Origin of the sequence: Psychrobacillus mangrovi, from assembly GCF_037104765.1 — a bacterium.
In the GTDB taxonomy this organism is placed as follows: domain Bacteria; phylum Bacillota; class Bacilli; order Bacillales_A; family Planococcaceae; genus Psychrobacillus; species Psychrobacillus mangrovi.
Genome location: NZ_JBAWSY010000005.1, coordinates 64,679 through 79,591 on the forward strand (window position 1 = coordinate 64,679; position 14,913 = coordinate 79,591).

At 33.3% G+C, this 14,913-nt stretch carries 9 protein-coding genes; 2 read left to right on the top strand and 7 right to left on the bottom strand.

Annotated features, from left to right (window positions below; all coding sequences use genetic code 11):
* Positions 1 to 168 precede the first annotated feature (168 nt).
* Positions 169 to 1,044, top strand: coding sequence for a radical SAM/SPASM domain-containing protein (locus WAX74_RS09120; RefSeq protein WP_336497347.1), 876 nt, complete (start codon positions 169 to 171; stop codon positions 1,042 to 1,044).
* A 145-nt stretch (positions 1,045 to 1,189) separates the two neighbouring features.
* Here the strand turns inward: WAX74_RS09120 and WAX74_RS09125 are convergent, their stop codons facing one another.
* Positions 1,190 to 1,777: an NAD(P)H-dependent oxidoreductase gene (locus WAX74_RS09125; RefSeq protein WP_336497348.1), complete on the bottom strand. Its 588-nt coding sequence runs from the start codon at positions 1,775 to 1,777 to the stop codon at positions 1,190 to 1,192.
* A 118-nt stretch (positions 1,778 to 1,895) separates the two neighbouring features.
* On the opposite strand from WAX74_RS09125, the gene WAX74_RS09130 reads away from it, so the two are divergent.
* Positions 1,896 to 2,324, top strand: coding sequence for a MarR family winged helix-turn-helix transcriptional regulator (locus tag WAX74_RS09130; protein WP_336497349.1), 429 nt, complete (start codon positions 1,896 to 1,898; stop codon positions 2,322 to 2,324).
* A 235-nt stretch (positions 2,325 to 2,559) separates the two neighbouring features.
* Here WAX74_RS09130 and WAX74_RS09135 read toward each other — a convergent pair whose 3' ends face one another.
* The 6 genes from WAX74_RS09135 to WAX74_RS09160 form a co-directional block, all read right to left on the bottom strand.
* On the bottom strand, positions 2,560 to 4,956 hold the full coding sequence (locus WAX74_RS09135; protein WP_336497350.1) for a restriction endonuclease-like protein: 2,397 nt from the start codon (positions 4,954 to 4,956) through the stop codon (positions 2,560 to 2,562).
* The gene (locus tag WAX74_RS09140) at positions 4,928 to 6,733 is read right to left on the bottom strand and encodes a hypothetical protein (protein ID WP_336497351.1); all 1,806 of its coding nucleotides are present in this window, start codon (positions 6,731 to 6,733) and stop codon (positions 4,928 to 4,930) included. The genes WAX74_RS09135 and WAX74_RS09140 overlap by 29 nt, the downstream gene beginning before the upstream one ends.
* A gap of 227 nt (positions 6,734 to 6,960) precedes the next feature.
* Complete coding sequence (locus WAX74_RS09145; RefSeq protein WP_336497352.1) at positions 6,961 to 8,811, bottom strand: DUF1998 domain-containing protein; 1,851 nt, start codon at positions 8,809 to 8,811, stop codon at positions 6,961 to 6,963.
* A gap of 15 nt (positions 8,812 to 8,826) precedes the next feature.
* Positions 8,827 to 12,411, bottom strand: a complete 3,585-nt coding sequence (locus WAX74_RS09150; RefSeq protein ID WP_336497353.1) for a helicase-related protein — start codon at positions 12,409 to 12,411, stop codon at positions 8,827 to 8,829.
* Positions 12,412 to 12,419: 8 nt separating this feature from the next.
* A complete protein-coding gene (locus tag WAX74_RS09155) occupies positions 12,420 to 13,931 on the bottom strand; it encodes a DISARM anti-phage system protein DrmE domain-containing protein (protein WP_336497354.1) in 1,512 nt (503 codons plus the stop codon).
* Positions 13,918 to 14,796, bottom strand: a complete 879-nt coding sequence (locus WAX74_RS09160) for a hypothetical protein (protein WP_336497355.1) — start codon at positions 14,794 to 14,796, stop codon at positions 13,918 to 13,920. The genes WAX74_RS09155 and WAX74_RS09160 overlap by 14 nt, the downstream gene beginning before the upstream one ends.
* Positions 14,797 to 14,913 lie beyond the last annotated feature (117 nt).

The following is a 14,913-nucleotide window of genomic DNA, read 5'->3' on the forward strand; positions in this document are numbered from 1 at the left end:
ATACTAGATAAAGATAAAAATATCCATTCTTTGTTAAATTTATAATTCTTAATATGTTGTGAATTATAGATTCCCTAAGTGCTTAAAAAACTGCTTAAGTAATTACTAATTTCTGTTAGAATGAATGTAGTTATATGAATACATTAGAACTGGAATGGTGAACAAACATTGAAAACATTTAAAAAAATGTATATTGAAATTACAAGCGTATGTAACCTAGCTTGTAGCTTCTGTCCTCCAACGAGCCGAAAAGCAAATATTATTAAACTAGATGCATTTAATAACATACTTGATCAGATTAAAGATCATACAAAATATATTTATCTCCACGTCAAAGGGGAACCTCTTCTGCACGCGAGAATCGACCAATTGCTCGATGCTGCACATGCAAAAGGATTTAAAGTAAATATCACGACAAACGGGACGCTAATAAAAAAGAATCGTGAAAAACTTTTAGGCAAGCCTGCTCTACGCCAAATAAACTTCTCCCTGCATAGCTTTGATGGCCATGAAGATTCAGAGAATCGCGAAAAATACTTAGGAGATATTCTTGAATTTGTGCGTGATGCAAAGGAGCATAATACGATTATTTCCTATCGATTATGGAATTTACAAAAAGAAGCAACATCTGATTTAGCGCAACGAAGAAACCGAGAAACGTTAGAAATCTTAGAAAATGAATACAACCTGGATTACCGAATCGAAGAAAAAGTACAGCCGGGAAAAGGCATTAAAATTGCACAGAATGTTTATCTAAACCAAGACCATGAATTTCAATGGCCAAGCCTATCAGCACCAGAGGATGAAGGAAAAGGATTCTGCCATGCTCTTCGCAGTCAAGCAGCAATTCTGGTCGACGGAACTGTTGTCCCTTGTTGTCTAGACGGAGAAGGTGTCATCAACTTAGGTAATATCAATAAAACCCCTTTCTCCGAAATTATCGAAAGCGATCGAGCTAATGCTCTATATGATGGATTTACAAGAAGAGAAGCTGTGGAAGAAATGTGTAGGAAATGTGGATATAGACAGAGATTTGGGGTTTAATGATTTCTTAAAATTAAATCAAAAATTAGCCCTACAGTCGAAATAACTCGATTGCAGGGCTATATCTATTTAAACAGCTTCTTTTGATCTGTTTACGTCTTCTCATCCATATAATTACGAGCCTACAAAGTAAACTAGTACCCAGTTATTGATCTATTTTTTTAAAATAGTTATATACTTTTTCTAACTTTTTTGTTTGGTTTCCCTTTGTACTTTCCATATTTCCAAACTCAAAAAACTTCACCTTCTTGATCCCCACAAAATTAAATAAGGCTCTCTTCATCAAAATTTTGTGTGCATTATTCAGCCAGAGAAATGGATAATGTGTAGGTCCCTTCATAGTGGAAACACAAACAACAGACTTTCCTTTTAAAAGTCCATCTGGGAAAAGTCCTTTCTTATCTTTATAAGCAAAATTTGAGGCAAATAATTGATCAATGTATCCTAAAAGCATTGCTGGAGGTCTTCCCCACCATATTGGATAGATAAAAACTATTTTGTCAGCCCATGTTAATTGATTTCTATATGTTTCTAGGCGAGAATCAGTATGCATATCACGTCTTCGTTTTTGCTTATTAAATACTAGGAGTGGATTAAAGCCTTCTTCATATAAATCCAATATTTGCAACTCCTGTATAAGCGGATTTTCATTAATTCCTTTGACAACTTTTTGCAAAAAAGCATAACTCAAACTTTCATGATTAGGATATGTGTAAACAACTAGCGTTCTCATAACGCACCCCTTTTACTTATCATTTGATAAGTAAATAATATCATTATCTTTTTAGTTGTCAAATGATAATTGTTTTATGACAACATTTTTGATATCTTGTCAGTAAGAGGTGAGAGTTATGGACAAAAATGCTCTTTTTTATAAACTCGTGTCATTTACCACTTCCGTGCATCGTGTGACACATGAATTAACAAAAGACGCCAAATCAGATTCGATTACTCCTGTGCAATACAGTATTCTTGAATATATAGCTGTTAGTCAGCCTGTAACTCCAAGTGAGATTAGCGATTGTCAGTATATGTCTATGCCAAACACAAGCCGTGAACTTAGAAAGTTAAGTGAAAAAAACTTAATTGAAAAGATAATTGATACCGAAGATCGAAGAAAACAATATATTCGTCTCTCCTTTAATGGGGAAAAAATGATGAAAGAAGCCTTCGACTCTATAGAATCTCGATTCCAAAATCGAATACAAGATACTTCGAAAGAAGATTTAGAGGAAATTGAACGAGCAATAGATTTACTTCAGGAAAAGTTATTTTATTAACAAAATGACCCTTCGTTAAACAATCAGAATCGAATAAGTAGCTCTCCAATCAAAGACGCTTGATTGGAGAGCTGTTTTCTATGAGACATTCGAATAACACAGAGTATTAATGTGCCAAAGCCTTTTGGTCAATATGGACTGCACACAATTAGCGAAATACAGTCGAAAAAAGTATAAATTATATCCCTCGAAAGACCTTCAACACTACTTACAAAAAAAACTAACCCCAAAAGGATTAGTTCAACAATTTATGTACTGCTCGTACAATATGGAATGGGTTTCCAAGTATTTCCTTTTCACTTATTTGTTCTTCCCCTACAATCAAAGTATTTTCTTGAAATTTGAAACAGTGCTCAGCAAAACGGAATGCAGTCACCATACATTCATCCACTAAAAAAGGTGAATTTAGTTCAACAACCAAATCATTAGAGACACGACGTAAAGCTCTCAAGACAGTATACTCTACCTTACTTCGAACAAATAAATCTGGTAAACTATTCGCTGCTAATAAACTTGCTTTTGTTGTCATAAAGTTACTAGCTACACTGAAACCTTCTACTGCAATATTTGTATGCGTAATCCATGTATCTACTTCGAATACGATTGAATCTGTCGTTTCTTTCTTAGTAATAATTTTTCCATGTTCAATTTGACCTTCTGTTTCAATAAACAGCACAAGCCAAGCTGCTTGCGAATAAGTACCAGGTAAAGCGACTTTCAACACTTCTACTTCTCGTTCTTTAAAATCATATGAAGTTACTTTAATAAACAAGGTGTTATTTTCCACTATTATATCCTTCTGCTCTAACATGCCTCTCGGTAAAATTCCTTCTTTCAGTAACTCATCTCCGTTTTTGTTCAATAAATTATAAATAACTTCAGAAACAAGCTCTGTTGCATTCGGTAAAAAAGGAAGTCCTCCAATATTAACCTTTTCAATACTTTTATACAAAGGATGCTGTTGGAAACCTTGCATATCCTTCCATGGAAACAACACATATGCTCCAAATGCCGTTCTTTCATATGCCCCTTTATTGGCTACAACAATCGCATCTCGATACCGATGCATAGTGTTAATATCTTCCTGTTGCGGTGAGGGTCCTTTCTTATTATTAAAATCAATTTTATATTTTGCGTCAAAAATATATTGGAACTCGTATTCTTTACCCCTTTTTTTAATGCTTAACATGGAATCTGGCTTTTGCTGAACAGTGGGTATATCATTTCCAGTGTCATATTGATAAACTAATGAAATTGTTTCCCCAGTGATTTTATGCTTAAATATACGCTCGATACGCTGACCATCAGTTAAATTAACATATAATCCATTTGAATTAAATTCAATGACATTTTGTGTTAGTGCATGACATGTTTCAGATAATATTTGACCAAGCTTTAAAAATGTCCAATACTCATATAGCTTCCAAATATTTTTTAAAGACATCTTATACAACTCACCTTGCAGTACAATGCTCTGAGCTAACACGGCGTAAATTTGATGAACTTCACGGTAACCAGATGCCATTTGCAAAACTAGGCTATGCGCGGATCGATCAAGTTGCCCAATACTTCGCCAAAAAGGAGAATTCAAACGATTTCGCATTCCATTTTCAACCTGTTTTAAGCTCATCACTAAGTCTAAGGAAATCACATTAGATTTATCCTTCGACTTTATCGCTTTTTCAAGTATTTCGATTAAGGCATGCAACCTAGACATTATACGTTGCATCGTCCACTTTACATAACGATTCTCAAATGTATCGAAAGTTTGCTCTTTTTTTATAAGCAAGCCTTTCGTCGGCATCATGCTCTTGCCAGCAATATGAATCCCTTTACCACTTGGCATTTCCACAAACTGTCGAGCATTTCTACGCAAATACGCGTAACTACGACTATCTTGCTTACGCAGACGCTCACCTCGTACCTCGATATAAGTTTTGGTTAGTTGATGATGCGGCATACGCTCAATTTGCTCTATAGCCTTTTTATAATTTTCAATATGCGCGGATAATATGCGAAAAAACTCACCGAGCGTTGGATCTTTATAATACTTTGCTTCCCCTAAAACATAAGTGCGCTGCACAAATTGATAAGCTAAATTATAAAGCTCTTCCTGCACTCCAAACAATAAATCTTTATAGTCCGTCTTGTAATCGAGCTTTGTCGGAAACACTTCAATCAACACATTTAGCAGCGTCTTATCACCCTCGCGTATTTCAAAAGAAGATAAACCTACTTCATTCTGGAAATGTAATATTCCAGATAAAAAGTTCATTCGTTTTGTTTTCTTTACCGCTTCATTGAAGGGTGCAAATTCATGATAAAAAGATACCTCATGGCCTTTTGCAGGCTCAATAATAATTTGATAATAACCATTCTCAAAGAATATAGGCGGCAAGTCTTGCCCTGTATACGGTACAAGCTCACCCGTCCGCGCATCTACAATCTCCGTACTATGTAAAGTACCTAATAACTCAAAATGGAACCTCATCTTATCTTGTACGCTATACGGTACGAAGCGATTATAGTAACGGTCAAAATTCAAATCCCCTTTAACCACTAACGTAAAAGCATCAGTCTCTATGCAAAGTAGCTCAATGTTTTTAAGCGATCCAGAAGGAAGTGAAGCCATCCGCGTCTAACCTCCCTAGCATCTCCTCTACTTTAGCAATACTCCTTGAATATTTATGCTCCTGACCAACCTCTGTTTGTACGGTCCATAATGCCTTCAATCCCATTAGAACGTCCCGAACAACTTGACCTCCACTAATACGCGGTAAAATTTTTTGCATATAACAGAAGTCCATCGCCTCATCATCATTCAATAACCCTGCTTCTGTGTTATGAACCATATAAAAACAAATCTCATCACGAACACGATAACCCACTTGTGCGTTTACTTTTGATAAATATACGTTTATCTCTTCAATATCTATTGAAATTTTTTCTATTAAATTTCGATGCTTACTAAAAACATCAACTAAATTAATGTACCTTGCTTCTAAATTGGCGTTAGAAATTAGTTTTGCAGGTTCTTCTTCAGTTAATCCTGTTAGAAAATCAAAATGATTAAGTTCTATACGATTAAATTCAATTGTATTCGCACGGTCTAAAACTTTTTTACTAAATGGATGTGTTGTTTCATCCATATTTACCGTTCCAATAATATATAAATTGTTCGCTAAACGTAAAGGTCCCTCTACTGAGTCACCAAATGCCTCTTTTTGATAAAGATTCGGATCAACTAGATAAGAAGAAGCAACTCTCCCATCAACATCTTTTTTACGACTTTCCATTACACTCAGCACATCACTGAAGTAATACTCCACTCGAGCTAAGTTCATCTCATCTAGTAATGCAAAATGCGGTAAATCAGGATAATTCATCGCATGCTCAGCTAGATCAGCCAGAGGACCCTTTTTGTATTCCTCTTGTAGTGTTAAATATCCAAGTAACTCCGAGCTATCGCTCCAATCAGGACGCACTGGTATCATCTTAAATTGTCCATTATCCTCCGTTGCTCCAACACTGTTCGCAAACAATTCTACAATCTTTGTCTTACCTGTTCCTGAAATCCCAGAGATAATAACAAATGGTTTACTTCGGATTGATAAGTAGAAATTATACAAGTCTTCTACTGAGTAATAGAAGCCGCGTGATTTAATGTAAGTGTGAATGTGGGATAGTAGATCAATATTAGTTAAATCATCAAAAACTTGTAGAGGAACTTCTTCTTCCGAAATCTCTATAGTTTCTGTATCTAAATTTAGCAGTCTTTCTATAGTTGTGTATTTTATAGGATTCCCACTTCCCTTATGTAAATCGCTCACGTCTAACCCGACCAATTTACTCCTTACCCTCTCCGACGTTATCTGACCATTTAAAATATACCGTGACGGCTCTCTCTTAGGCATTTCTTCTTCATATCCTAAGAAATCATACACTTCAATGATTTTGTTCTGATAAACTGCACAATAATACTTTAAATCCCTTGTTGCAGTCTTTCCAAAGCTAGCTACCCAGCTAATACTTGTTGCCTGATACAGCTCGTCAGCCGTCATGTTTTCTTTATAGGATTTATTGATTTTGATTAAGACTACGTCGTCAACATTAGCCATAATCACGCCATCTTCATCTTGTTTCACTTCAGAAATAAGAAATTTTTTGTAGTGATTTAATGCAGCACTATACATTTGATTTCCTTGACTATTTTTCTCAATGAAACCTTTGGATGACATAACTTTATCGATCAGTTGAGTTTCATTTAGTGAATAGATATCTAATTTACCGAAACCCCAATTAGGCATCTCATTAGATATTATATTTATAGCGTCAAAGTATTTTTTCTTAGTTATCTCTTTACTATTTAAATTTTTCTCTAACCACTTTTTAAAATTTTCTCTATTCAAGATGAAACACCTCATATTCTGTGTTATTACTATATACATCTAACAATAAGATACTTTGTATAATCGTTACATCGTCAGAAACCAACAGAAAATGAAAAATTCAGTAGGGTCGTATTTACTTTAATGCTATTTAGAAGGGGGCTTATCTCTTACTTACTTTGAAACACTTTTCTCCTGCATAAGCTCTACATATCTACATTAAGAAGCAAATAAAGCTTTACAATTTATTATTTGAAATAACCAAATTTAGGATCAATTAACAAACTTCTATCCAAATAAAGATTCCAAAATTCACATGACGTTTCAGGGATATGAGAACAGTTATAACACGCTGCGCCATTTAATCCATTTACTCCTTGTCCCTGTGTCTTACCTAATTCTGTACATACGGGATCAGAACTACACCATTCTGCATTATTTTTTGCCCTATCTAGAATATGAAAGAATTTTTCCTGTAAACCTAAACGTACAAGCCCTCCTAGAGTTCCTTCCGAGTCCCCCGCTGAAATATAAATTAACAAGCCTACCTGGTCTTTGTCTAAATATAATCGTTCTCTAATTGCTGCACGATTATAGCCACATACATTTGCTAATTCGTCAATTAAAAAATGTGATAATGTATGTAACATAATATTGCGTGGCTTTAAGATAGAATCATCGCGGTGTTCTATATGCCCATTTCTTTTAAGATATCGTTCAAAATATTCAAGTACATCTTTAGAGGATTCCCATTCTTGCATTTTCTCTATGTTTAATTGTAGGAAAATACCTTCTCCGTAAACTTCATTTACTGGCAACCATTTTTCCTGAAGACCACTATAATCTTTATATAACCAAGGGTAATAACTACTATAATCGATAGAATTCTTGAAATCTTTCCTATCGAAACCATACAAAGCGGTTGTTTCTTTCAGCTTTAACACTCTCGATAGTCGTTGTAAATATGGTTTGTAATAATTTTCTTTAACATCTTCTTCAAGGTCAAACTCCCATTCAGTTTCAACTTTTAATTCTCTCGAATTCACTGTAGAAGTAAGTTTTTCAAATTCCTTTTCTTTAATTAATAGACCAGGTTTTTCGAGTTCTTCCTCTGTATATTCGTATTCTTCACTCGATTCAATGTACATTAAAGCATCTTCAATTTCTTTATCAGTTACTTCTTCCTTAAGTTCAAACCTTAGATTTTCTCGAATAAACTTGATTCTCTTTTCAAGGTTATCTAATAAACTTAGATTCGTACGTACCAAATGTTTAGCTGGTGACTGTATTTTAGAGACAATCAAATCGACATTCTCACTATAATCCCCTGGAATTGCTAAAGCACTGATTTTCTTAGACATATAAACACTAATTGAGTTTCTTAAAATTGCAACAGGTGCTGCTGAGCATTCTTCTTTCTTGTCATCACACCATGGACGTTCGCCTTCACAAGTATACTTTACAGCCTTATCTTTATTAAGCTGATTTCCTAAATAACTCGTATTATTATCTTTATCAAAGGAAGTTACTCTTTGAAGGTCTCGACTATCTTTACATTTTTCGCAAACAACTCTCCAAGAATCTAACGTTGTCCCACCACTCATTTTAATAAATAAGTTTCCCTCACATTTAGTATTTTCATTGTTATGTACCCATTTACGCCAAGGGAAATCTGACAAATGACCATGCTCACAAATAACTACAAAAGGTACCTGTTTGTAGTACCTTTTTTGTTCACATTTTGAGCAATCTAAATATACAGAGGTTTGGTCTAACTCCAATTCACGTAAAGATTTACAAAAACTGCAATAGTGCCATTTTGGAAAACGCATTAACGGGATTACAAGGTTACTATTTGGAACGACCTCCATAGCATTAGTCGAGCCCTTTCTAAATTCAGGTGGTGTATAGAATTTATCTACTTTTAAAATTGCTTTCAAACGAGGTTCATGTACCGCAAATTCTTCAATGTTTTTAGCTTTATTTCCATAGCTATCTTTAAACCATAAATCCAATGCGCCTACAACTGCCGTTTCACCTTCTGGGCTAATTACTAAAGAGCCTGGACCTTCGGTTCCTACCAACTTTGAACGTCTCATCGGTAAGTATCGCATTTAGTCATCATCCTCCCAAACAAATTCATCTTCTTCTCTATCAAGTGATACGATGGATGCACGACTCTCGACATCGACACTTCTCAATGAATTTATTACAGGGATACTTCCCTGATATTTTTCTCCATCATTTAAATTTCCAGCTTGGTACATTAACCCTCTTTCAGTATCAGAAACTTTCCAAGTTTCATAACGCCCATTTAATACGGCATCCATAAACGTCTTAAATAATTCTTTCCAAATATCAATTTGCTCCCGATCAATTAGCTCAACACGTTTTTTAAATCTTTTACGAAAAGCTATGAAACGTTCATCTTTCATCACACGTCTCAATTCTTTATTTGTAGGATATAGAGCCATTTGCATATCCATTCGTTGGCGTAAAAAACCTATTAATACACTAGTTAATCCTCTTTCTAAAGAGGATGTTGAAAATGGCGTTAAACTTGTCGTTTCAACTTGCGCATAAAGTCTCTGATGATATTCATTAAAGTGTTCAAAATGCGATTTATCACGCGAGTTTTGATTAGAATAGACGGTAACAATTAATCCCGGTCTTTCGTGAGGTCGTCTACCTACACGACCACTTACTTGAATATATTGAGCTGTCATTTTAGGCTGACCAATAATCCCCATTAGCGATAAGCGATCAATATCAACACCCACTTCAATAATATTAGAAGCTAAACATGATGTAAGAGCTTTTGTTCGCCCTTTGCTATCTCTTTGTAAATAAGGAATATTTAAATCATCAATTGTTTTAGAAATTTCGTTACTTTGTTTACGAGAAGTTAATTCTAATGGTGCATTTAAAAATCTTCTTTTATCTATTCCTTCTCTTTTGTTTAAAGCGTCAATGTAAGTTGGAATATCACTATTAAATAAATTTAGACCAGCTCCTAAATCTCTCAAGCTATTGTAGAAAGAAAGCAGCGTCCAAAATGGATCACGCTCTTCTTCAGGTAAGCTCTCTACCTTTTGTAAAATTGCTGAATATGTCATGACCTGCGCCATTAAAATACGAACGCGCGATGTAAAGACACCTATATATTTTCTACCCGGCTTAGGGTTACCTCTTTCATCTACAGCTATTTTCGAGAAAAATGAGTCGTCAATATCAATACCTGGGCTAGGGAAAAGACGTGCATTTTCTCGTCCAAATAAGCATTTAGCTTGTTCTTCAAATTCTTTAATCGTAGCTGTTGCTGAAATAATTTTCGGTTTAATAGGGACTTCTCTTCGATCATCGATACATAATTCTTCTATTAATACTTCATATAAACCTGCAAGTGTTCCAAGAGGTCCTGAAATTAGATGCAATTCATCTTGAATAATAATTTGTGGGGGAGAAATACAACGTTCTCCTAAATCATTTAAACCAAACAACCCCCTTGCCTCTGGTCTCCATGTTAGCTGAACAAATTTATCAATTGTTCCTATTAAAAAAGTTGGTTTTTTTTCATAAATGCTTTCATCTACAAAATATACTGGTATTTCATTATGAAAAGCACAATTTTCATCTGGACACTGGACTTTTAATTGCTCATTTACTCGTTTAAAGCCCAGGGGTACAGTCTCATTATATTTTGAACCTTTTCCTTTAACTTCTACTTTACCAATTTCACAACCGCACCAAGGGCATCTTGTAATAACTAAGTTGTCTGGTCCTTGAAGTTTTTTCATTTGTTTAACTTGTGATAAAGCCTTCTTGTTTGTATTAGGTGAAGTTTTAGAACCTACCCAAATACCAATTGAGTAAGGTGTTTCTCCAAGATTCTCCTTATAATCTCGACGAATATACTCCATGGCACAGATTAATCTTGAGGCCCGCTGAAATTGATCGGCAGTTAATAAACGTAACGTATATCGCATCATGATGTCTACACCTGCATCATTTGGATCTAGCAAACGGCGATAAAACATTTGAAAAGCTGCAACGCCTAAATATGCCTCCGTTTTACCTCCACCTGTTGGAAACCAAATCAAATCAACTGTTTCACGATCAATTGAATCTTTTTCAACTAATGATTGAATAGATAATAAGAAAAAGGCAATTTGAAAAGCACGCCAACTATTATCACAAGCAGATAAATCTTGCATTGCTTTCATCACTTCGCTATAAGGTTGATCTATAACCAATTCCATAGCTTTGTTAGTATCATTTTTTTCATAATATGCTTTACGTGGCTTTTTACCATTAAGCTGTTGAAGTAAAATAGCTTTATTCGCTAATTTAAACGCTTGAAATACATTAGAATCCTTTAGTAAATCTAAACCTTTCTCCATTCGTCGAAGACTATCCTTACAAAAAGATAAATTCGTATCAGAAGCTTCTTTTAATTCTTTTTTCAATTTCATTTCTATTGTTTCAAGTTCTCGGTCTTTAATCCATTCTCTATATCCTACTACTAAGGGTTGTAAAATCTCTATTAATTCTTGATAGTTTTGTAGGTTCATTAATTTACGCATTTCAATTTTTAATTCTACTTCTTTTTCATCAACTCTTACTGTAACATCCGGTGTCATACTTTCTGTTTCATAGGCTGGAATAAACGTGGAATAAATCTTATTTATTTTTTCAACACTTTTATCCCATCTAACCGAACAGCCATGGCCAAATGCGTAATTATACTTATTTTTAAATAAAAGTTCGTTGTTCCACTCTTCTTTTGTAAGTCCTAAATTACGTTCTGAAATTTTAGGATAATTTAAAAAGTCCCCAAAATCTGCAGATACATTTAACTGTGATTGAAAAACTGTATATTCATCTTTATTATATCTGAGTGGCGGTTCTGTAATATTCAATAATGTTACTGTAAAAAGAATATACTCGTCTTTAATACGACACTGAACATGAAGCTTCAACTTAATTTTTTCAATTTTAGCTTTTACTGCATCATAAACATCTAACTCGTATTCTTTTAAACTGATTTTCTTATTTGGATCAAAATCTGAAATATAAATATTTAATTCACCAAAAATAGATGTACGTAGCCACCAGTCTTCCTTAAAGTCATAGTGTTTTTGTTTTCCAGTCTTTTCATCTTTAGAATGAATATCCGCATAAATTCTATGTTTAGTATATATGCCCCCGTTAAACTTAACCTTAAAATTTATCACCTCTTTCGACAAGCAAAACGTGACTCCCATGCTAGAAGGAAAGGAATCCTTTTGTTGAATTTTAGGAGCGACATCCTCTAACCCAGTATCTTCAAATACATCATACTGACTATCTAACTTATCAATTTCATCATAAAACCCAGATTGTTTTTCATCAACCTTCTTATCAGATACCATATCATCACTTTCAACTTCTGTTTCTTCTCCCTGAAGTTGTACTGGATAAAGCATTCCTGCAGCATACCTACGAGATGGGCTATCTCTTTGAATCACTTCTTCTTTCAAAGTAGCTGAAAGACAATAATAATTAGTATTCAAATCATCAAAATTTTCAAATTTCGTATTACCCGTTGTATTTAATAGTTTTACAGCATTATTAATATCACTTGGACCTACTATTTCTTGTTCTATTGTATTTATTAGTATTTCACGATTTTCTAAAGCTCGTTTCAATTTTTTATCCATGCTACACATCACCTCTTAATAATCTTTAATGCCTCATTCTCTGGAATAGAATATGTTTCATTTGAGATCTTTTTAATTTCTTCAATGTTAAAAGATGCACCCTCAAATTCATTTGATTCAAAAGTATAAAAACCGTTTTCATCTATGAAACTCTCCAAATTTCCATCTAGTTCATTCATCAACGCTTGTGAAATTTGGTGTCCTGCAGAAATATGTGCACTTTTAATTTTATTGGCCGCATTCACTATTTCTTCTGTATCCTGCAAATCAAAATTAAAAGCTTTTAATAATTCACTCAAACAACTAGGTTTAATAGAGTAACTACTCATCCAGTTTTTTACATTATTTTCTTTAGCTACTTCAATTTCATACCGATCTCTTAAAATCATAGATACTTTTTTAATACCTTTTTTTTTCACATTAAATCGTAATCTTTTTTTCCATTTTTCTAAGCTTAATCTGTATTTCTCTGAATTAATGCCCATAATTGTATCTGCTACTTCTCTAATTAAATTAGAGGCATTTTGTGTTCGAAACACTAATAGATCGCCTATATTTAATTCTCTTACTTTTTCTTGCGTTATCTTTAAAGATTCTCTATTAATTACATTTACCTTTTGCCCAACTGGTAAAAATATGTAATTCCGATGTGAAATAGTCGCTAATTTTACTTCCACTTTTTCTTCTAGATTAACATTTATTGCATTTTTAAACTGATTAATTACAGCTTCCTCTGTTTTTTTCTCATCTTTTGTTAAAAAGGTCTCTTTAAAATCGATACCTATAAAGCCTTTATCTATGTTAACTCCCTTATATATTGTATTAATCAAATCATTACGACTTATTAGGTTGGAAAAAGATTCTCTTTTTATTAAATGATTTTCAAAACACGAATACCCTAAAAAAATTATGTGTTTGCCATAAAATATTTCTGAAAATTTCCTATCAAAATAGCTGGATGTCCCCACAAAAATAACATGATCAGCAAATATTCCCTCTTCGATAAACTTTTTAACATTCATAACCTTTATTCTCGATTCATTAACTTCAATGTATTTATCTAATATCTCATGCTTTGTTAAAAGATACGTATTTTCGCCAGTTATTTGCTTTCGACTTTCCATTCTATTTAAAGTATCTATATATGCATTATGATCTTGTTTTCTTAATACCTTTATTAAATCAATAATTGGCATAATATTCTTTTTAAATAAATCTGCATAAATAGCTTTTTTAGTTAATGTGAAGTATTTTACAACCTGATCATTATTTTCTTTAAAATAGGTACTATAATTTCGAATTGAACCGACTATCTTTCTACATACCCTAATAAATAGCTCTGTTTCCTCTATTAATACTTGGTCATACTCATAATATGTTTTTATGTAGTTTTTCAAATTTTTTAAAGCCCGTATTAATTGCCCTATACTATCCTCTTCGACTTTTATAAACTCTACATTTACCACTGAAGAATATAATTCATTCGCTAACCCTAAATTAACTTTTCTATAACCAAGCAAAGATCTCTACTCCTTTCGGGATTTCAACGTGTTTTTCATCCATATAGTCTAACAGTTCCTTATTAACCGATTTACTTTGATTCATAAGAAAATCCTGCTCAATTTTAAATTGAAGATCTTCAAACTTTTCATTTGAATCATGTTGATCTATGATAAACATACATTTTTGTTTTTCAAAATGGTCCATCTTTCTAAGTGCTCGACTACTTCCAACAAATATCACTATCGCTTCTTTTGGAATTGTTGCTGAATGATTTTGTTCAATAAATGAAAGATTTCTAAATGTACCTTCTGAACCGTCAAATAATAAATCACTTAATTGAAGTGATTCACCATCAATATTCAACTGGATAACATCTAAAAAATTATTCCACTCTTTTTTATTTGTGTACACATATGTTTGCGGTGTATTCTGCATCATTAATAAATGGAGGTTTTCTTCAGGATAAAATTTTTTTAACTTTTTATTATCAATAATGTTATATACATTATTTACTCGTCTTGTATTTCGCACTGTAGTAATCTCATCGTCATGGATTCTTACATTAGAGAACCATCTTGTTTCTGGTATGTAATTAATAGAGTTTAGTCGATTCTTCACCACTATAGCTCTTGTATCTGAATTAGGCAGTTGACTTACCTCTATTACGGAATGTGCTATCCACTCATCGCCTGTCTTATAAAGAATTCTTTGCCCATTTTTCAAATTTAAATATTGATCTAATAGTGATTCTTTAGAAGGATTTTTAAAATCATAGTCTACTGCACCAAATACAAAGAAATAAGAAAAGAGTAAATTTGAAGGTACCGATAGATAGATTTTTATTGGTTGATTCAGCTGTTTAACGTAACTTGCTAATTCCATACTAAAACTCATCCAGTTTTCCAAAGCCCTTAGGTTACCATCAATATGTATATATTTAAGATTTTGTGTTAGCAAATAATTCACATCCAATCCCAATCTAAATGGTAGTTTGTGGTA

What these genes read in the sequence shown, in the direction of transcription:
- WAX74_RS09150 (WP_336497353.1), bottom strand. Translation starts at nt 12,411, where the DNA reads ATGGATAAAAAATTGAAACGAGCTTTAGAAAATCGTGAAATACTAATA.
- WAX74_RS09125 (WP_336497348.1), bottom strand. Translation starts at nt 1,777, where the DNA reads ATGAGAACGCTAGTTGTTTACACATATCCTAATCATGAAAGTTTGAGT.
- WAX74_RS09160 (WP_336497355.1), bottom strand. Translation starts at nt 14,796, where the DNA reads ATGGAATTAGCAAGTTACGTTAAACAGCTGAATCAACCAATAAAAATC.
- WAX74_RS09145 (WP_336497352.1), bottom strand. Translation starts at nt 8,811, where the DNA reads ATGAGACGTTCAAAGTTGGTAGGAACCGAAGGTCCAGGCTCTTTAGTA.
- WAX74_RS09135 (WP_336497350.1), bottom strand. Translation starts at nt 4,956, where the DNA reads ATGGCTTCACTTCCTTCTGGATCGCTTAAAAACATTGAGCTACTTTGC.
- WAX74_RS09130 (WP_336497349.1), top strand. Translation starts at nt 1,896, where the DNA reads ATGGACAAAAATGCTCTTTTTTATAAACTCGTGTCATTTACCACTTCC.